An 18,157-nucleotide genomic window follows, 5' to 3' on the forward strand; every position below is an offset into this window, starting at 1 on the left:
CCCTGCGTCGGGCCAGTGCCGTTGTCGCTAGTTGCTTGAAAGTCGATCGCCGCGCTCGAAGCGCCAGGTGCGGATGATTTCCAGACGGTCGATATCGGCCAGGTCGCCGGTGAAGGGGGCGTAGGGCGCGGCCAGGCGCACGATGCGCTGCGCGGCCTGGTCGAGTACCGCCTGGCCCGAGGACTCCAGCACCTGCACTTCATACAGCGAGCCATCGCGGTTGATCGACACCAGCAGGCGCAGGCTGCCGTAGATGCGCTGGCGACGGGCATCGTCCGGGTAGTTGAGGTTGCCGATGCGCTCGACCTTCTTGCGCCACTCGTCCTTGTACCAGGCGCCCTTGTCGCGCATGGTCGAGGCGGCGTTGAGGCGGTGGATCTTCGGGCGCTTGGCGTAGGCCTGAACTTCCTGCGCCAGCTCGGCTTCCAGGCTGGCGATTTCTGCCGACAGCTGGGCAGCGTCGAACACTGGCGCCGGGCGCGTTTCCGCAACCGGCTTGGCTTCCTCGCGCTTGACCGGTGTCTTCTGTTGCTGCGGTGCGCGCGTGGCGACGGCGGCCTTGGGCGCTTCCTGCCTGGTGGCCGGCTGCTGCGGGGTGGCGGGCGGCGTGACCTTGCGCACCTCGCTGTCCTGGAAGGGTGCCTGCTCGGTGGTCTTCGGTGCGGCGGCATGTTCCAGCGTGCCGCTACCCTGCTGGTTGTCCTGCGCGAGGAAGTCGGCCTCCTTGGGCTTTTCTTCGCTCTTGAAGGTGGAGAGGGTGATTTCCAGCGTCTTGCTGATTTCCGGCGGCGATTCCAGGGTGAATCCGACGCCCAGAATCAGCGCCACGTGCAACGCAGCAGCGAGAAACAGGGTGAACCCCAGGCGATCCGCCGGACGGACGGTGGCGGAGGACATGGTCGGTGGGGTGGCTGCTGCGTTCATCGCGTATCGGGTCTGCTTTCGAATGGGGCGCAGTCTGCCGGGTAGCGGTGGGCGCCTGCAAGTTGCAGGCGCCAGGCTGCCACCTGCGTCAAGCTTTTAGCCCGCGCTTGCTGGCAATGCAGTCCATCAGGCGTTCGCCGATGCGGGTGTTGAAGGCGGTATCGATCTCGCGGATGCAGGTCGGGCTGGTGACGTTGATTTCCGTCAGATGGTCGCCGATCACGTCCAGGCCGACGAAGATGAGCCCTTTTTCGCGTAGAGTCGGGCCGACTCCGGCGGCGATCTCGCGATCGCGTTCGGTCAGTGGGCGGGCCTCGCCGCGCCCGCCGGCGGCCAGGTTGCCGCGCGTTTCACCCATGGCCGGGATGCGTGCCAGGCAATAGGGCACCGGTTCGCCGTCTATCATCAGGATACGTTTGTCGCCATCCTTGATGGCGGGCAGGTAACCCTGTGCCATGATCTGTTGCCGGCCGTGTTGCGTGAGGGCCTCGAGAATCACCGACAGGTTCGGGTCGCCATCGCGGTGGCGAAATATCATCGATCCGCCCATGCCATCCAGGGGTTTGAGAATGATGTCACGGTGCTCATCGGCAAACTGGCGCAGAATGTCGGGACGCCGACTGACCAGGGTCGGTGGTGTGTATTGGGGAAACTGGGTGGCGAACAACTTTTCATTGCAGTCGCGCAGACTCTGCGGCCGATTGACCACCAGTACGCCGTCGCGCTCAGCCTGCTCGAGCAGGTAGGTGGAGTAGACGAATTCGTTATCGAAGGGCGGATCCTTGCGCATCAGGATCACGTCGAGTTCGGCGAGCGGCGTGTCCTGCTCAGCGCCCAGGGCGAACCAGCGTTGAGGATCATTGAACACTTCCACGGGGCGCATACGGGCATGAGCCACGCCGCGGGCCTGGTAGAGATCCTGCTGTTCCATGTAGAACAGCGACCAGCCGCGTGCTTGAGCGGCCAGCAACATGGCCAGCGAGCTGTCCTTCTTGAAGGAAATGCTGGCAATCGGATCCATGACGATTCCGAGACGAAGGCTCATGGGGGTAGAACTCCGCGAGATAGAGGGCGAAGGCCGGGCTGGCCGTGCCGAACGATAGCTGTCAGGGTGGCGCCGGCCGGGGCCTCGGTCAAGGGCTGGAGCTGCTCTGGCAGGCTTATAGATTGCATCTGGAGAGTGTGCTAAAAAGGCCCGACGATTGGGTCAAGCCCCATCGAAGACTGGGCCTCAGGCATACTGATAACGCGAATATAACGACTCACCGAGGCGATGGTAGGGCGAACATGGAACAGCATTCCGACGGTTTGAAAGTTATGGTGATCGACGATTCGAAAACGATTCGTCGCACCGCGGAAACTCTGCTGAAAAAAGTGGGTTGTGACGTCATCACCGCGGTCGATGGCTTCGATGCCCTGGCCAAGATTGCCGACACTCACCCCAGCATCATCTTTGTCGACATCATGATGCCGCGTCTCGATGGGTATCAGACCTGTGCCCTGATCAAGAACAACAGTGCTTTCAAGTCCACGCCAGTGATCATGCTGTCCTCCAAGGACGGCCTGTTCGACAAGGCCAAGGGGCGTATCGTCGGCTCCGATCAATATCTGACCAAGCCTTTCAGCAAGGAAGAGCTGCTCGGTGCGATCAAGGCTCACGTGCCTGACTTCACCCCGGTGGAACAAGCCTCCTGACGTTCCGGCCTGACGGCCGCACGCCACTTCTGTATTGGGAAACACCATGGCTCGAATTCTGATTGTTGATGACTCCCCGACCGAGATGTACAAGCTGACCGCCATGCTGGAAAAGCATGGTCATCAGGTGCTCAAGGCGGAAAACGGCGCCGACGGCGTGGCCCTGGCGCGCCAGGAAAAGCCCGATGCGGTGCTGATGGATATCGTCATGCCCGGCCTCAATGGCTTCCAGGCGACCCGTCAGCTGACCAAGGACGCCGAGACCAGCCATATTCCGGTGATCATCGTCACCACCAAGGATCAGGAAACCGACAAGGTCTGGGGCAAGCGCCAGGGTGCCAAGGATTACCTGACCAAGCCGGTCGACGAAGAAACCTTGCTGAAAACCCTCAATGCTGTGCTGGCCGGCTGATGCCGTGCTGGCCGCTAACTAAATAAAAAGAAGGCCAAGGCTGGCATGTCCGTGCAGACTCCTTTCCAGATTCTCCTCGAGATCGACCAGCGTTGTCGCGCCCTGGCGGCCGGCTTGCCGTCGCAACAGGCGGCGGTGCAGACCTGGAGCGGTATCGGTTTTCGCATGGGCGAGCGACTGTTCGTCGCTCCCATGGGGGAGGTGGGCGAAGTCCTGCACGAGCCGCGTTACACCCTGCTGCCGGGTGTGAAAAGCTGGGTCAAGGGGGTGGCCAACGTGCGTGGCCGCCTGTTGCCGGTGATGGACCTGTGCGGGTTCTTCGGCAATGAACTGTCGCCGCTGCGCAAGCTGCGGCGGGTGCTGGTGGTCGACCACCAGGAAATCTTCGCCGGCCTCACGGTCGACGAGGTTTTCGGTATGCAGCATTTCCCCGTGGATGCCTTTTCAGAACAACTGCCGCCCCTCGAGGCGAGCATTGCGCCGTTCATCCACGGTGTCTTTCAGCGGGAACAGCCCTGGTTGGTGTTCAGCCCTCGTGCGCTGGCTACCGATCCGGGCTTTCTCGATGTGGCTTACTAACAGATTTTCGGTTGGGTCGGTTCTGCCGACCCTTTGGCGTTACATGGGAACCGTAGTGCGGTCGGTCCAGGCGGGGGCCAGATAATGAAAAAACTCAATGCAGGCAATTTGTTGGCGGGGGCGCGCAGCAGTACGCTGATTGCAGCGCTGTTCGTCGTGCTCATCGTTTCCATCGTGTTGTTGTTCGCGAACTTCGCCTACATCAACACCCAGTCCAGCTACGATACCGAGTACATCAGCCACTCCGGTGAGCTGCGCGTACTGTCCCAGCGTATCGCCAAGGACGCCACCGAAGCGGCAGCGGGTACCGCCGCGGCCTTCGGGCTGTTGCGCGAAGCCCGTAACGACTTCCAGCAGCGCTGGGGCTATCTGACCGATGGCGATGCCAGCACCGGCCTGCCGCCGGCGCCGGCAGCCGTGCAGGCGCAGATGGCTGCGGTGCAGCAGGACTGGGATGCGCTGCGGCAGAACACCGACGCCATTCTTGCCAGTGAGCAGACCGTACTGTCTCTGCACCAGGTAGCCGCCACCCTGGCGGAAACCATTCCGCAGCTGCAGGTCGAGTACGAAGAGGTGGTCGACATCCTGCTGGAGAGTGGTGCACCGGCAGCCCAGGTTTCCGTGGCCCAGCGTCAGTCGCTGCTGGCCGAACGTATTCTCGGCTCGGTGAACAAGGTACTGGCCGGTGACGAAGACTCGGTCCAGGCCGCCGACATGTTCGGTCGCGACGCCAGCCTGTTCGGCCGCGTACTGGCCGCCATGCTCGAAGGCAATGCGGCGATGGAAATCAGCCAGGTGACCGACGAGGAAGCCCTCGAGCGTCTGGCGGAGATTTCCGAGCTGTTCGAATTCGTATCCGGTTCGGTGGACGAGATTCTCGAAACCTCGCCGGAACTGTTCCAGGTGCGTGAATCGGCGAACGCGATCTTTACCGTGTCGCAGACCCTGCTGGACAAGGCCTCGCAACTGGCTACCGGTTTTGACGACCTGGCCTCGGGGCGTGCCCTCAATACCCTGTTCGGCTACCTGCTGGGCGCCCTGGCGCTGGGCTCGATCATTCTCATCGGTCTGGTGATGGTGCGTGAGACCAACCGTCGTCTGGCCGAAACCGCCGAGAAGAACGAACGTAACCAGGCGGCGATTCTGCGTCTGCTCGACGAAATCGCCGACCTCGCCGACGGTGACCTGACCGTGGCCGCGACGGTAACCGAAGACTTCACCGGTGCCATCGCCGACTCCATCAACTACTCCATCGACCAGCTGCGCGACCTGGTGGCCACCATCAACCTGACCGCCGTTCAGGTAGCCGGTGCGGCCCAGGAAACCCAGGCCACGGCGATGCACCTGGCCGAGGCTTCCGAGCACCAGGCGCAGGAAATTGCCGGTGCCTCCGCGGCGATCAACGAAATGGCCGTGTCGATTGACCAGGTATCGGCGAACGCCTCGGAATCTTCCGCGGTAGCGGAACGTTCCGTAGCGATCGCCAACAAGGGCAACGAAGTCGTACACAACACCATCACCGGCATGGACAACATCCGTGAGCAGATTCAGGACACCTCGAAGCGGATCAAACGCCTCGGTGAATCGTCCCAGGAGATCGGTGACATCGTTAGCCTGATTAACGACATTGCCGACCAGACCAACATCCTCGCACTGAACGCCGCGATCCAGGCGTCCATGGCCGGTGATGCGGGCCGCGGCTTCGCCGTGGTAGCGGACGAAGTACAACGCCTCGCGGAACGTTCCTCGGCGGCGACCAAGCAGATCGAGGCGCTGGTAAAGACCATTCAAACCGACACCAACGAAGCCGTTATCTCCATGGAGCAGACGACTTCCGAAGTGGTGCGCGGTGCCCGCCTGGCGCAGGACGCCGGTGTGGCACTGGAAGAGATCGAGAAGGTATCGAAGACCCTCGCGGCCCTCATCCAGAACATTTCCAACGCCGCACGTCAGCAGGCCTCTTCGGCCGGCCATATTTCCAACACCATGAATGTAATCCAGGAAATCACCTCGCAGACGTCCTCGGGTACCACCGCCACCGCCAAGAGCATTGGTAACCTGGCCAAGATGGCCAGTGAGATGCGCAAGTCGGTGTCCGGCTTTACCCTCCCGGACGCCTGATAAAGGAGTGCGCTGGCTGCCGGCAGTCAGCGCAACACAGCCATGACCCAGGGCGAAGGTATGCAGTCAGCGGGCGTGTGGGCTTTGCGCCCGGTGACCGATATGTCGCAGGCCGATTTCCACGACTGGCAGGCGCTGCTCGAGGCGCGCACCGGCGTGGTGATCAGCGAGCAGCGGCGCGCCTTCCTGCAGACCAACCTGACCGCGCGCATGCGCGAACTGGGCGTGGCGGATTACGCCAGCTACTACCGCCAGGTAACCGATGGCCCGCGTGGCGCGGTGGAGTGGTCGACCCTGCTGGACCGTCTGACCGTACAGGAAACCCGCTTCTTCCGCCATCCGCCGTCCTTCGAAGTGCTGTCGCAGTATCTGCAGGAACGGTTGGCGACTGGTCTGGATAAACCCTGGGAACTGTGGAGCGTGGGTTGCTCCAGTGGTGAAGAACCTTACTCGTTGGCGATTCTGGCCGCCGAGGCTCTGCAAGGCACCGAGTCGCCCGAGCATTTCGCGGTGACCGGTACCGATATCAGTCAGGGCGCACTGAGCAAGGCCCGCGAGGGCTGCTACTCGGCACGGCGTCTGGAGCAGGTGAGCAGTGAGCTGCGCGAGCGCTACTTTTTCGCCCAGGCCGATGGACGTTTCAAGGTGGTACCGAGCCTGGCGGCGCGCGTGTGCTGCGCCAAGCTCAATGTGCTGGAACTGGCCAAGGCGCCAATGTCCGGCATGGATGTGATTTTCTGTCAGAACTTGCTGATCTATTTCCGCCGCTGGCGTCGCCGCGACATCCTCAACCGCCTGGCCGAGAGCCTGGCGCCGGGTGGCCTGCTGGTCGTGGGCGTGGGCGAAGTAGCCGGTTGGCAGCACCCGCAGTTGGTGCCGGTGGCCGACGAGCGAGTTCTGGCGTTTACCCGCAAGGGATAAGGCCAAGTTTATGAGTGGAGTGGCTATGGGTGATCGGCATGATTATGTCGCCCTGGAGTGGGTCAAAGGCGAGATAGGGGAAACCCTGAAGCAGGCGCGGCAGGCCCTGGAGGCGTTCGTCGAGAACCCGCAGGACCCCACGCGCATGCGTTTCTGCCTGACCTACGTGCACCAGGTTCACGGCACCTTGCAGATGGTCGAGTTCTACGGCGCCGCATTGCTCGCCGAGGAAATGGAGCAACTGGCCAAGGCGTTGATGGAAGGTCGCGTGGCCAACCAGGGCGAAGCCCTGGAAGTGCTGATGCAGGCCATCCTGCAGTTGCCGGTGTACCTCGACCGCATCCAGACCGCCCGCCGCGACCTGCCCATGGTGGTGTTGCCGCTGCTCAACGACCTGCGCGCCGCCCGCGGCGAGAAGCTGCTGTCGGAAACCAGCCTGTTCTCCCCGGACATGTCCGCGCGCCTGCCCGCGCTGCCCTCGGACAGCCTGGCGCGCCTGCGCACCGCCGAATTGCCGGTGCTGCTGCGCAAGCTGCGGCAGATGCTGCAGATGGCACTGGTCGGCGTGATCCGCAATCAGGATCTGGCCACCAACCTCGGCTACATGGCGCGTGTTTTCGCACGCCTGGAAACCCTGTGCAAGGACGCTCCGCTGGGCAGCCTGTGGCAGATCGCCTCCGGTATGGTCGAAGGCCTGGCCAACGGCAGCGTGGTCAACGGCACCTCCGTGCGCACCCTGCTGCGTCAGGTCGACAAGGAACTCAAGCGCCTGGTCGAACAGGGCGCCGATGGCATCAACCAGTCTGCGCCGGATGAACTGACCAAGAACCTGCTGTTCTACGTGGCCAAGGCGCCGGCGCAGTCGCCGCGTATCCGCGCCCTCAAGGAACAGTACCGTCTCGACGAAGCGCTGCCGGACACCGAAGTGGTGGACGAAGAGCGTGCCCGTCTGGCCGGCCCCGACCGCGACGCCATGCGCTCGGTGGTCGCCGCGCTGTGCGAGGAGCTGGTACGGGTCAAGGACAGCCTGGACCTGTTCGTGCGCAGCGATCGCAGCCAACCCGGCGAGCTGGACGCCCTGCTGGCGCCGCTCAAGCAGATCGCCGATACCCTGGCGGTGCTGGGCTTCGGTCAGCCGCGCAAGGTCATCCTCGATCAGATCGACGTGGTCCACAGCCTGTCCCTGGGTCAGCGCGAGCCCAACGACGCGGTGCTGATGGACGTCGCCGGTGCGCTGCTCTACGTCGAGGCGACCCTGGCCGGTATGGTCGGTCCGAGCGACGACAGCCAGAACGAACAGAGCCACCTGCCGACCACCGACGTGGCGCAGATCCACCAGCTGGTGATCAAGGAAGCGCGCAATGGCCTGGAGCAGGCCAAGGACGCGATCATCGAGTTCATTGCCTCGCAGTGGAACCACGAGCACCTGGCGCGCGTACCCGAGCTGCTGACTCAGGTCCGTGGCGGCCTGGCGATGATTCCGCTGCAGCGCGCTGCCGACCTGCTCAACGCCTGCAACCGCTATATCCAGGAACAGCTGCTGGCGCGCAAGGCCGTGCCCAACTGGCAGAGCCTGGACACCCTGGCCGATGCCATCACCAGCGTCGAGTACTACCTCGAGCGTCTGGCCGAAGACCATGGCACCCAGGGCGATCTGATTCTCGACGTGGCCGAGGAGAGCCTGGAGGCCCTGGGTTACCCGCTCAAGGAGAAGCCTTCGATCCTCGACCGCGTCGAACCGCAGGCAGAACCCCTGGCACCGCTGGCCGACCCGCTACAGGAGATCGAGCTGCTGAGTGCCGAGGACGAGCATCTCGAAGAGCCCCTCGCCGAGATCGAGCCGCTGGCCTTTGAGCCGGGCGAGACGTCCGGCGAAGCCGTTGCCGATCTCGCACTGCCCGATGCCGAGCCCGAACTGCCGGCCGCCAGCGAGACGGCCGATACCTTCACCTTCGAGCTGGAAGAGCTCGAGGAGCTGCCGGCGCTGCAGGCTGAGGAGAGCGTTGCCGCGCCCTTGCTCGATGCCGAGTCCGAGCCTGCGCTGGAACTCGAAGAACTGAGCCTGGATCAGCTGGCTGCAACGCCACAGTGGGACGAGCTTGAGCTGGCGGAGCTGGAATTGCCGGAAGTCGAACTGCCCAGCGCCCCCGAGCCCGAGGTCGAGGCGCCGGCCGCAGAGAAGCCGCTGTCGATGGCCGATGTGATGGCCGCGCCGGTGCAGGCGATCAACCCGCCTGCCGCCGATGTGCCGCCGAGCCTGCTGCCGCCGCCGGCGGACGAAGAGCCGGTGGATGAAGAGCTGCTGGAAGTCTTTATCGAAGAAGTTGGCGAGGTGCTGGAAACCATCGCCGAATACCTGCCGCAGTGGCAGGCCGATACCGACAACAAGGATGCGCTGATCGAAGTCCGTCGCGCCTTCCACACCCTCAAGGGCAGCGGGCGCATGGTGCGTGCGCTGATCATCGGCGAGCTGGCCTGGTCCATCGAGAACCTGCTCAATCGCGTGCTGGATCGCAGCATCGCTGCAAGCGAGCCGGTGCAGCAGGTGGTGCTCGACGTGGTGGCGTTGATGCCGGCGCTGGTCGAAGAGTTCGCCGCCAAGGCGCAGCGCCAGCGCGACGACGTCGACCTGTTGGCCGCCACCGCGCATGCCTTGGCCAAGGGCCTGACGCCCCCAAAATCTGACGCCCCGGCCGCCGAGCAGGTAGCCGAGCCCGCGGGCGTTGCCGAGGCTACCGCTGCCGTCGAGGAGGGCGAAAGCCTCGTCGACGAACTCACCGACGTCGGGCTTCACGGGGGTGAGACCCTCGATGGCGAATCCCTCGAGGGTGAGCCCCTCGACCCGCAGTTGCTGGAGATCTTCCGCAACGAAGCGGAAACCCATCTGGACACCCTGGTGGGCTTTCTCGCCGACTGCGCGCAGGAATTGCCGCAACCGGTGACCGATGACCTGCAGCGCGCCCTGCATACGCTCAAGGGCAGCGCTTACATGGCCGGCATCCTGCCGGTGGCGGAAATTGCCGCGCCGCTGGAGAAGCTGGTCAAGGAGTTCAAGACCAACCTGATTCAGGTGGACCTGTCCGCTGCCGAGCTGCTCAGCAGCGCCGAGCGGCTGTTCCGCGCCGGTCTGGAGAATCTGGAAAGCCAGCCATTGGCTGCCATCCCCGGCGCCAGCGAGTTTCTCGCCCGCGTCCAAGCGCTGCATCAGGAGCGGCTCGCCAACCTCGAAGACGAGCGCATGGCGCAGCACGGCGAAAGCCGTGACCCGCAACTGATCAGCATCTTCCTCGCCGAAGGCATGGATATCCTGCTGGACGCCGAGGACCTGCTGCGCAAATGGCGCGAGCATCCGTCCGAGCGCCAGGAACTGTCCGCGCTGCTGGAGGAACTGACTACCCTCGGCCGTGGCGCCGAGATGGCCGAGCTGCCGCAGATCGACGAGCTGTGCGAGGCTCTGCTGGACCTCTACGGCGCCGTCGAAGAGGGCAGTCTGGCGGTCAGCGAGCGCTTCTTCGACGAGGCGGAAAAGGCCCATGAAGCGCTGATCGGCATGATGGATCAGGTCGCTGCCGCGCTGCAGGTCAGCGCCCAGCCCGAGCGCGTTCAGGCGCTGCGCGACCTGCTTGCCGAAGCCATCGACCCGGCGACCCTGGCGTTGCTTGCCCCTGGCTCGGAAGGCTTCGAGGTCATCGAGCTGGACCAGGCCACCGCCGCGCTGGAGCACAGCGAGGCGATGCCGGAGGCGCAGGAGCCGACGCTGGAGCTTGTCTCGTTCGAGCAGGCGCAGGACAGCATTGCCGAGCCCGAGCCCGAGCCCGAGCTGGAAGCGGGTTTCGATCCCGTCGAGTCCGACCTCGATGAGGAAATGGTGGAAATCTTCCTCGAAGAGGCGGTGGATATCCTCGAGAGCGCCGGCCAGGCCCTGGAGCGCTGGCTAGGCGAGCCCGACAACACCTTGCCGCTGTCGTCGCTGCAGCGCGACCTGCACACCCTCAAGGGCGGTGCGCGGATGGCGGCGATTCGTCCGATCGGCGATCTCGGGCACGAGCTGGAGTCGCTTTACGAAGGGCTGGTCGACCGTCGTTACAACTATTCTGCTGCGCTGGGTGACCTGCTGCAGCGTAGCCATGACCGCCTGGCGCAGATGCTCGATCAGTTGCAGGCGCGTCAGCCACTGGTTTCCGGTGATGACCTGATTCAACAGATCCGCACGTTCCGTCAGGGCGGTTCGGCCGCCGTGGTCGAGCCTGTTCACGAAGCGCCAGCGGCGCCGGCGGTTGTCGAGCTGGACGAGTTCGAAGTAGAAGAGCTGCCACCTCTGGCTCTGGTCGAGGATGAAGACGTACTCGACGAGATTGCCGAGGTGCCGCTCGACGACGAGCCGACGCCAGCCGAGCCTGTTGCGGAGCTGCCGCTTGACGCATGGGTGGTGGAAGAACTGCCAGCGCTGGAGGACGCTTCCGTCGAACCCGAACCCGAACCCGAACCCGAACCCGAACCCGAACCCGAACCCGAACCCGAACCCGAGCCCGAGCCCGAGCCTGCGGCGCCGGCCAGCTGGCACGAGGAGCGCGACCCGGAGCTGGTGGAGATCTTCCTCGAGGAAGGTTTCGACATCATCGACAGCGCCGGCGGTGCCCTGCAGCGCTGGATGGCCGACGTCGACAACAGCCTGGAGCTGGAAGCCCTGCAGCGTGACCTGCACACCCTCAAGGGTGGTGCGCGCATGGCCGAGATTCGCGAGATCGGTGATCTGGCGCACGAACTGGAGTTCCTCTACGAAGGCCTCTGCGGCGGTCGCCTGCGCGCCAGCCCCGAGCTGTTCGCCCTGCTGCAGACCTGCCACGACCGCCTGGCTGAGATGCTCGATGCCGTGCGCGGCCAGCGCGCGGTGCCCTCCGGCGATGCGCTGATCGAGACCATCAAGCGTTTCCGCGCCAACCCCGACGAGCAACTGAGCATGCCTTCGGCCGTGCAGCTGAAGGCCGTGGTCGAGAGCGACGACGCGGAAGAGGCCGACAGCGATATCCTCGATATCTTCCTCGAGGAGGGCGACGACCTGCTCGAGGCGATGGAAGCCGCCATGGGCCGCTGGGAAGCTCAGCGCGACGATAGCGCGGCGGTCGATGAAATGCTGCGCATCCTGCACACCCTCAAGGGCGGGGCGCGACTGGCCGGGCAGAAGCGCCTGGGCGACATGAGCCATGACCTGGAGCAGCACCTGAGCGAAGCGCTGCAACAGGGCGCTCCCTGGCCGGAAAGCCTGTTCCTCGACGTGCAGTCCGGCTTCGAGGGCCTGCAGAAGGAGCTCGATCAGCTGCGTCAGCGTCTGAGCACCAGCCTCAACGAAGCGGCGCCAGCGCCTGAGCTGCCCGTCGAGCCGCAGCCGGCAACGATGCCGACATTGGTCAACCCGATCATCGCGGCCAGCGAACAGCCTGCCCAGGTACAGTCGCCCAAGGTGTTGCCGTTCGTACGGCGCGCCGAAGAGGCGGCTGCCGAGGCCGCGTCCCGTCGTGCTCCGCAGGAGCTGGTCAAGGTTCCGGCCGAGCTGCTCGAAGGCCTGGTCAACCTGGCGGGTGAAACCTCGATCTTCCGGGGCCGCGTCGAACAGCAGGTCAGCGACGTCAGCTTCACCCTGAGCGAGATGGAAGCCACCATCGACCGGGTGCGCGATCAGCTGCGCCGCCTCGATACCGAGACCCAGGCGCAGATCCTCAGCCGCTATCAGGCCGAGGCCGAGCGCGCCGGCTATGAGGACTTCGACCCGCTGGAAATGGACCGCCATTCGCAACTGCAGCAGCTGTCGCGCGCGCTGTTCGAATCGGCTTCCGACTTGCTCGACCTGAAGGAAACCCTGGCGGCGAAGAACCGCGATGCCGAGACCCTGCTGCTGCAACAGGCGCGGGTCAACACCGAGCTGCAGGAAGGCCTGATGCGCACCCGCATGGTGCCGTTCGACCGCCTGGTGCCGCGTCTGCGTCGCATCGTGCGGCAGGTGGCCGGCGAGCTGGGCAAGCAGGTCGAGTTCGTCGTCGGCAACGCCGAAGGCGAGATGGACCGTACCGTGCTCGAGCGCATCGTCGCGCCGCTGGAACACATGCTGCGTAACGCCGTCGACCATGGCATCGAGCCGACCGAGGTGCGTCGCGCGGCCGGCAAGCCCGATAGCGGCACCATCCGCCTCGATCTCGGCCGCGAGGGCGGCGACATCGTTCTCACCCTGGTCGACGACGGCGGCGGTATCCGCCTGGAGGCCGTGCGGCGCAAGGCCATCGAACGTGGCCTGATGGATGCCGACAGCGACCTGAGCGATCACGAGGTGCTGCAGTTCATTCTCGAGGCTGGGTTCTCCACCGCCGAGAAGGTCACGCAGATTTCCGGGCGCGGCGTCGGCATGGACGTGGTGCATTCGGAGGTCAAGCAGCTCGGCGGCTCGATGAGCATCGACTCGACGGTCGGCCAGGGCACCCGCTTCACCATTCGCCTGCCGTTCACCGTGTCGGTCAACCGCGCGCTGATGGTCTACTCCGGTGAGGATCTGTACGCCATCCCGCTGAACACCATCGAAGGTATCGTGCGCGTGTCTCCGTACGAGCTGGAGGCCTACTACGCGCCGGATGCGCCGCGTTTCGAGTATGCCGGGCAGGCCTACGAACTGAAGTACCTGGGCGACCTGCTGAACAACGGTCAGCAGCCCAAGCTGGTGGGGCAGAGCCTGCCGCTGCCGGTGATTCTGGTGCGTTCCAGCGAGCACGCGGTGGCGGTCCAGGTGGACAGCCTGGCCGGCTCGCGCGAAATCGTGGTGAAGAGCCTCGGTCCGCAGTTCGCCGGGGTGCACGGCATTTCCGGTGCGACCATCCTCGGTGACGGCCGCGTGGTGGTGATTCTCGACCTGCTGGCGACCATCCGCGTGCTGCATGCGCACCTGCAGAACCAGCTGACCCCGCGCCTGGCTTCGCGCCAGCTGGCGATCAGCGAGGAAGTCGAGGTCGACCGGCCGCCGCTGGTCATGGTGGTGGACGATTCGGTCACCGTGCGCAAAGTCACCAGTCGTCTGCTCGAGCGTAACGGCATGAACGTGATGACTGCCAAGGACGGGGTGGATGCCATCGCCCAGCTGCAGGAGCACAAGCCCGACATCATGCTGCTGGATATCGAGATGCCGCGCATGGACGGCTTCGAGGTGGCCACCCTGGTGCGCCACGACGAGCGCCTCAAGGATCTGCCGATCATCATGATCACCTCGCGTACCGGTGAGAAGCACCGTGAGCGGGCCATGACCATCGGCGTCAACCAGTACCTCGGCAAGCCCTATCAGGAATCCTTGCTGCTCGAAACCATCGCGCAGTTGGTCGATAGTCAGCGGGGCAAACGGACATGACAGACAAATCCGCGGCACGTATCGCCGTAATCGCCGACACCTCGCTGCAGCGCCATGTGCTGCAGCAGGCATTGGCCGGTGGCGGTTACCAGGTGGTGCTCAACAGTGACCCGGCGCGCCTCGACGAGGACGCGCTGGCGGCCTGCGACACCGACCTGTGGCTGGTGGACCTGGCCCAGTCGGAAGACTCGCCGCTGGTCGACAGCCTGCTGGAGCGCGCCAGCGCCCCGGTGCTGTTCGGCGAAGGCCACGCGCCGGAGCGTCATTCGGAAAACTATCCGCGCTGGGAGCGCAGCCTGTTCGGCAAGCTCAAGCGCCTGGTCGGTGACCCGACCCAGGCGGTCGGCCCGAGCCTGCAGGCGCTGCTCGACGAGACGCAACGTCCGGCGCGTTTGGAGTTGCCGCAGGCATTGGCCGACACGCCTTTCAAGGCGGGTGAGCCGGCGCGCCAGGTCTGGCTGCTGGCCGCCTCGCTGGGCGGTCCGGCGGCGGTCAAGGCATTCCTCGATGCGCTGCCGGGCGGGCTGCCGATCGGCTTCCTCTATGCCCAGCATATCGATGCCAGTTTCGAGGCGGCGCTGCCGCAGGCCGTGGGCCGGCACAGCCAGTGGCACGTCAATACCGCGCGCCACGGCGATCCGGTGCGTTGCGGCGAGGTGGTGGTGGTGCCGATCGCCCATGAGATGGGCTTTGCCGACGACTGCGCGATGCAGATCAGCGAGCGCGGCTGGCCCGAGCCCTACAGTCCTTCCATCGACCAGATGATGCTCAACCTGGCGCAGCAGTTCGGCGCCCAGTGCGGGGTCATCGCCTTCAGCGGCATGGGCAGCGACGGCAGCGCGGCCGCGGCCTACGTCAAGCGCCAGGGCGGGATCATCTGGACCCAGCGCGGCGACAGCTGCGCCTGCCCGAGCATGCCCGACAGCCTGCGCGAGGGTGGTTACAGCAGTTTCAGTGCCGATCCGCGCGAGCTGGCCGTGGCTCTGGTCAATCACCTGGCCGAACATTGCAGTTGATCGGGCCCTGCCCGCCTAGGACGTTTTCATGAGTCAAACCGTCGCTACCCAGAACAGCGCTGCCAGCCTGACCGGCTTGCTGGTTCCCCTGGCCGACCGCACCCTGCTGCTGCCCAACGTGGCGGTGGCCGAGCTGATCCCCTACCGCGCGCCGCAGACCAGCGATGGCGCGCCTGACTGGTTTCTCGGTCAGATCGCCTGGCGTGACCTGCGTCTGCCGCTGCTCTCGTTCGAGGCCGCCAGCGGCGGCCAGGCGCAGATCGCCAGCGGCGCGCGGGTGGCGGTGATCAACGCCCTGGGCGGACGGCCCAAGGTCAAGTTCCTCGCCTTGCTGGTGCAGGGCATTCCGCGTTCGTTCAAGGTGGCCAGCGATCTGCCCGCCGCCGACGTCGAGCTGGCGCCGCTGGAGCTGGGCGCGGCACGTGTCGGCGACGAAGTGGTGCGCATCCCCGATCTGGCCGGGCTGGAACAACTGCTCGCCGATGCCGGCCTGATCTGAGCCCGCTTTCGACAGGAGAATAAAAAAGCCCCGGCATTGGCCGGGGCTTTTTCATGTCAGCGATGGGGTATCAACGCTGCGAGGTTTCACCTGAGAGCTTCTCGACTTCCAGATTGTCCTCGGAGGTGTGGCCGCCCCAGTAGTCGGCATTCTTGATGCCGAGCTTCTCCGGGTGGAAGACCGGGTCCTTGCCCTCGTCCTGCTGCTGCTCGTAGTCCTTCAGGCACTTGTAGGCGACCTTGTGCATCAGCACGATGGCGATGATGTTCAGCCAGGCCATCAGGCCCACGCCGAGGTCACCCAGGTCCCAGGCGAAGGTGGCAGTGTGCACGGTGCCGTAGACGGTAGCCGCGATGATGCCGAACTTCAGCAGCAGGGTGAGAATGGGGCGCTTCACCTTGCGGTTGATGTAGGCAATGTTGGTCTCGGCGATGTAGTAGTACGCCAGGATGGTGGTGAAGGCGAAGAAGAACAGGGCGATGGCGACGAAGGCGTTGCCGAAGCCGGGCATCATGTTCTCCATCGCGGTCTGCACGTAGCCCGGGCCTGCGGCGACACCGGCGATACCGGTGAACATCGCGCTGCCGTCAGGCGCCTGCACGTTGTACTGACCGGTGATCAGCAGCATGAAGGCGGTGGCAGAGCAGACGAACAGGGTGTCGATGTACACCGAGAAGCCCTGTACCAGGCCCTGCTTGGCCGGGTGGCTGACGGCGGCAGCGGACGACGCGTGCGGGCCGGTACCCTGACCTGCTTCGTTGGAGTACACGCCACGCTTGACGCCCCACTGGATGGCCATGCCGACGATGGCGCCGAAACCGGCCTCGAGGCCGAAGGCGCTCTTGACGATCAGCAGCACGACTTCCGGCAGCTTCTCGATGTTCAGCAGGATGATCACCAGCGCCACCATGATGTAGCCCAGCGCCATGAACGGCACCACTACCTGGGTGAAATGCGCGATACGCTTGACGCCACCGAAGATGATCAGACCGATCAGTACGGCCAGTACGGCGGCCGTCACGTTCGGGTCGATACCGAAGGCGGTGTTGACGCTGGAGGCGATGGAGTTGGCCTGTACGCCCGGCAGCAGCAGGCCGCAGGCGAACACGGTGACCACGGCGAACAGCCAGGCGTACCACTTCAGACCCAGGCCCTTCTCGATGTAGAAGGCCGGACCGCCGCGGTATTCACCGTTGAGCTTTTCCTTGTAGACCTGACCGAGGGTGGACTCGACGAAGGCCGAGCTGGCGCCGAGGAAGGCCACCATCCACATCCAGAACACGGCGCCCGGGCCACCGAAGGTGATGGCGGTGGCCACACCGGCGATGTTGCCGGTACCGACGCGACCGGCGAGGGTCATGGTCAGGGCCTGGAAGGAGGTGATGCCGTGTTCATCGGTACGCCCTTTGAACATCAGGCGAATCATTTCTTTGAAGTGGCGAACCTGGAGAAAGCGGCCGCGCACAGAGAAGTAAAGACCGACGCCGAGACAGAGGTAGATCAGCGCCGGGCTCCAGACCAGACCGTTTAGGGTCGAGACCAGTTCGTTCATGCAATGCTCCTGGGCACACGGCCGCCTTTTGGGCGGGACCGAAGCCCGTTGATTTGTTATTGGAAGAGAACGACGCAGCGGGGCGCCGGCCTCGGCCGGACGCGGGTTGCTGGTAGAGCGGGTCGCGCACGCGGCGCGCAGAGCATGACAAAGACTGCCCGTCTTGCAATCTCTTGAGGTCACATTTTGTTACGTCAAGGCGACATTTTACGCCTGAAGATCGCCCCACAGCTGCTGGGCGACGCTCAGGGCGACCACGGGAGCCGTTTCCGTGCGCAACACGCGGGGGCCCAGGCGGGCCGCATGAAAGCCGGCCAGCTTCGCCTGAGCGACTTCACCCTCGTTCAGGCCGCCCTCCGGACCGATCAGAAAGGCCAGGCTGTTCGGTTTGTCGTGGCTCTGCAGGGCTTCGGCGACCGGGTGCAGCACCAGCTTCAGGTCGGCTTCGATCTGCTGCAGCCAGGCGGACAGTTCCAGCGGCGGGTGAATGACTGGCAGCACCGAGCGACCGCATTGCTCGCAGGCGCTGATCGCCACCTGGCGCCAGTGGGCCAGGCGCTTGTCGGCGCGCTCGTCCTTCAAACGCACCTCGCAGCGCTCGCTGACGATCGGGGTGATCTCGCTGGCGCCCAGCTCGGTGGCCTTCTGGATCGCCCAGTCCATGCGCTCGCCGCGTGACAGGCCCTGGCCCAGGTGAATGCGTAGCGGCGATTCGGCCAGGCCGTCGAGCGCTTCACGCAGCTCCACGCGTACCGTCTTCTTGCCCACTTCGATCAGCTCGCCGAGAAACTCGCGGCCGCTGCCGTCGAACAGCTGCACCGCGTCGCCCGCGGCGTGTCGCAGCACGCGGCCGATGTAGTGGGCCTGGGCTTCGGGCAGCTCATGCTGGCCGAGAGAGAGCGGGGCGTCGATGAAGAAACGGGAAAGGCGCATAGGGAGGGCTGCAGGCGGCAAGTTCGAAGCGGCAAGTGTAAAGGGGTGGTGCGCGCGGCGCACCCTACTGCGATGGCGCCGCTTCTTCGTAGGGTGCGCCGTGCGCACCGGGCTTCGTTTA

12 protein-coding genes are annotated in these 18,157 nt (G+C 64.8%); 8 read left to right on the forward strand and 4 right to left on the reverse strand.

From position 1 onward, the window contains the following. Positions 1–27: 27 nt before the first annotated feature. Together L1F06_RS02300 and gshB are read right to left on the reverse strand one after the other, a co-directional pair. Complete coding sequence (locus L1F06_RS02300; RefSeq protein ID WP_096827606.1) at positions 28–924, reverse strand: energy transducer TonB; 897 nt, start codon at positions 922–924, stop codon at positions 28–30. A gap of 88 nt (positions 925–1,012) precedes the next feature. Continuing rightward, on the reverse strand, positions 1,013–1,969 hold the full coding sequence (gene gshB, locus L1F06_RS02305; protein WP_129481945.1) for a glutathione synthase: 957 nt from the start codon (positions 1,967–1,969) through the stop codon (positions 1,013–1,015). A gap of 242 nt (positions 1,970–2,211) precedes the next feature. Between gshB and pilG the strand changes: the two genes are divergently transcribed. The 8 genes from pilG (at position 2,212) to L1F06_RS02345 (ending at position 15,551) form a co-directional block, all read left to right on the forward strand. After that, complete coding sequence (pilG, locus tag L1F06_RS02310; protein WP_004373132.1) at positions 2,212–2,619, forward strand: twitching motility response regulator PilG; 408 nt, start codon at positions 2,212–2,214, stop codon at positions 2,617–2,619. Positions 2,620–2,665: 46 nt separating this feature from the next. Next, positions 2,666–3,031: a twitching motility response regulator PilH gene (gene pilH / locus L1F06_RS02315; protein ID WP_004373130.1), complete on the forward strand. Its 366-nt coding sequence runs from the start codon at positions 2,666–2,668 to the stop codon at positions 3,029–3,031. Between the two features lie 45 nt (positions 3,032–3,076). Further along, on the forward strand, positions 3,077–3,610 hold the full coding sequence (locus tag L1F06_RS02320) for a chemotaxis protein CheW (protein ID WP_004373128.1): 534 nt from the start codon (positions 3,077–3,079) through the stop codon (positions 3,608–3,610). Between the two features lie 84 nt (positions 3,611–3,694). Next, on the forward strand, positions 3,695–5,731 hold the full coding sequence (locus L1F06_RS02325) for a methyl-accepting chemotaxis protein (protein WP_004373125.1): 2,037 nt from the start codon (positions 3,695–3,697) through the stop codon (positions 5,729–5,731). A gap of 60 nt (positions 5,732–5,791) precedes the next feature. Next, a complete protein-coding gene (locus L1F06_RS02330; protein ID WP_129482042.1) occupies positions 5,792–6,652 on the forward strand; it encodes a CheR family methyltransferase in 861 nt (286 codons plus the stop codon). Between the two features lie 25 nt (positions 6,653–6,677). Continuing rightward, positions 6,678–14,036, forward strand: a complete 7,359-nt coding sequence (locus L1F06_RS02335; RefSeq protein WP_129481944.1) for an Hpt domain-containing protein — start codon at positions 6,678–6,680, stop codon at positions 14,034–14,036. Next, positions 14,033–15,052, forward strand: coding sequence for a chemotaxis protein CheB (locus L1F06_RS02340; RefSeq protein ID WP_129481943.1), 1,020 nt, complete (start codon positions 14,033–14,035; stop codon positions 15,050–15,052). Before L1F06_RS02335 ends, L1F06_RS02340 begins: the two co-directional genes overlap by 4 nt. A 28-nt stretch (positions 15,053–15,080) precedes the next feature. After that, a complete protein-coding gene (locus L1F06_RS02345) occupies positions 15,081–15,551 on the forward strand; it encodes a chemotaxis protein CheW (protein WP_004373117.1) in 471 nt (156 codons plus the stop codon). Positions 15,552–15,621: 70 nt separating this feature from the next. On the opposite strand, the gene L1F06_RS02350 is transcribed toward L1F06_RS02345, so the two are convergent. Then, positions 15,622–17,103: an alanine/glycine:cation symporter family protein gene (locus L1F06_RS02350; protein ID WP_096827601.1), complete on the reverse strand. Its 1,482-nt coding sequence runs from the start codon at positions 17,101–17,103 to the stop codon at positions 15,622–15,624. Positions 17,104–17,310: 207 nt separating this feature from the next. Beyond that, entirely contained in the window at positions 17,311–18,036 is a 726-nt protein-coding gene (locus L1F06_RS02355) for a 16S rRNA (uracil(1498)-N(3))-methyltransferase (RefSeq protein WP_096827600.1), read from the reverse strand. Positions 18,037–18,157 lie beyond the last annotated feature (121 nt).

Origin of the sequence: Pseudomonas hydrolytica, from assembly GCF_021495345.1 — a bacterium.
In the GTDB taxonomy this organism is placed as follows: Bacteria; Pseudomonadota; Gammaproteobacteria; order Pseudomonadales; family Pseudomonadaceae; genus Aquipseudomonas; species Aquipseudomonas hydrolytica.

Coding starts and splice junctions, on each gene's coding strand:
- L1F06_RS02300 (WP_096827606.1), bottom strand. CDS start 924: ATGAACGCAGCAGCCACCCCACCGACCATGTCCTCCGCCACCGTCCGT.
- gshB (WP_129481945.1), bottom strand. CDS start 1,969: ATGAGCCTTCGTCTCGGAATCGTCATGGATCCGATTGCCAGCATTTCC.
- pilG (WP_004373132.1), top strand. CDS start 2,212: ATGGAACAGCATTCCGACGGTTTGAAAGTTATGGTGATCGACGATTCG.
- pilH (WP_004373130.1), top strand. CDS start 2,666: ATGGCTCGAATTCTGATTGTTGATGACTCCCCGACCGAGATGTACAAG.
- L1F06_RS02320 (WP_004373128.1), top strand. CDS start 3,077: ATGTCCGTGCAGACTCCTTTCCAGATTCTCCTCGAGATCGACCAGCGT.
- L1F06_RS02325 (WP_004373125.1), top strand. CDS start 3,695: ATGAAAAAACTCAATGCAGGCAATTTGTTGGCGGGGGCGCGCAGCAGT.
- L1F06_RS02330 (WP_129482042.1), top strand. CDS start 5,792: ATGCAGTCAGCGGGCGTGTGGGCTTTGCGCCCGGTGACCGATATGTCG.
- L1F06_RS02335 (WP_129481944.1), top strand. CDS start 6,678: ATGGGTGATCGGCATGATTATGTCGCCCTGGAGTGGGTCAAAGGCGAG.
- L1F06_RS02340 (WP_129481943.1), top strand. CDS start 14,033: ATGACAGACAAATCCGCGGCACGTATCGCCGTAATCGCCGACACCTCG.
- L1F06_RS02345 (WP_004373117.1), top strand. CDS start 15,081: ATGAGTCAAACCGTCGCTACCCAGAACAGCGCTGCCAGCCTGACCGGC.
- L1F06_RS02350 (WP_096827601.1), bottom strand. CDS start 17,103: ATGAACGAACTGGTCTCGACCCTAAACGGTCTGGTCTGGAGCCCGGCG.
- L1F06_RS02355 (WP_096827600.1), bottom strand. CDS start 18,036: ATGCGCCTTTCCCGTTTCTTCATCGACGCCCCGCTCTCTCTCGGCCAG.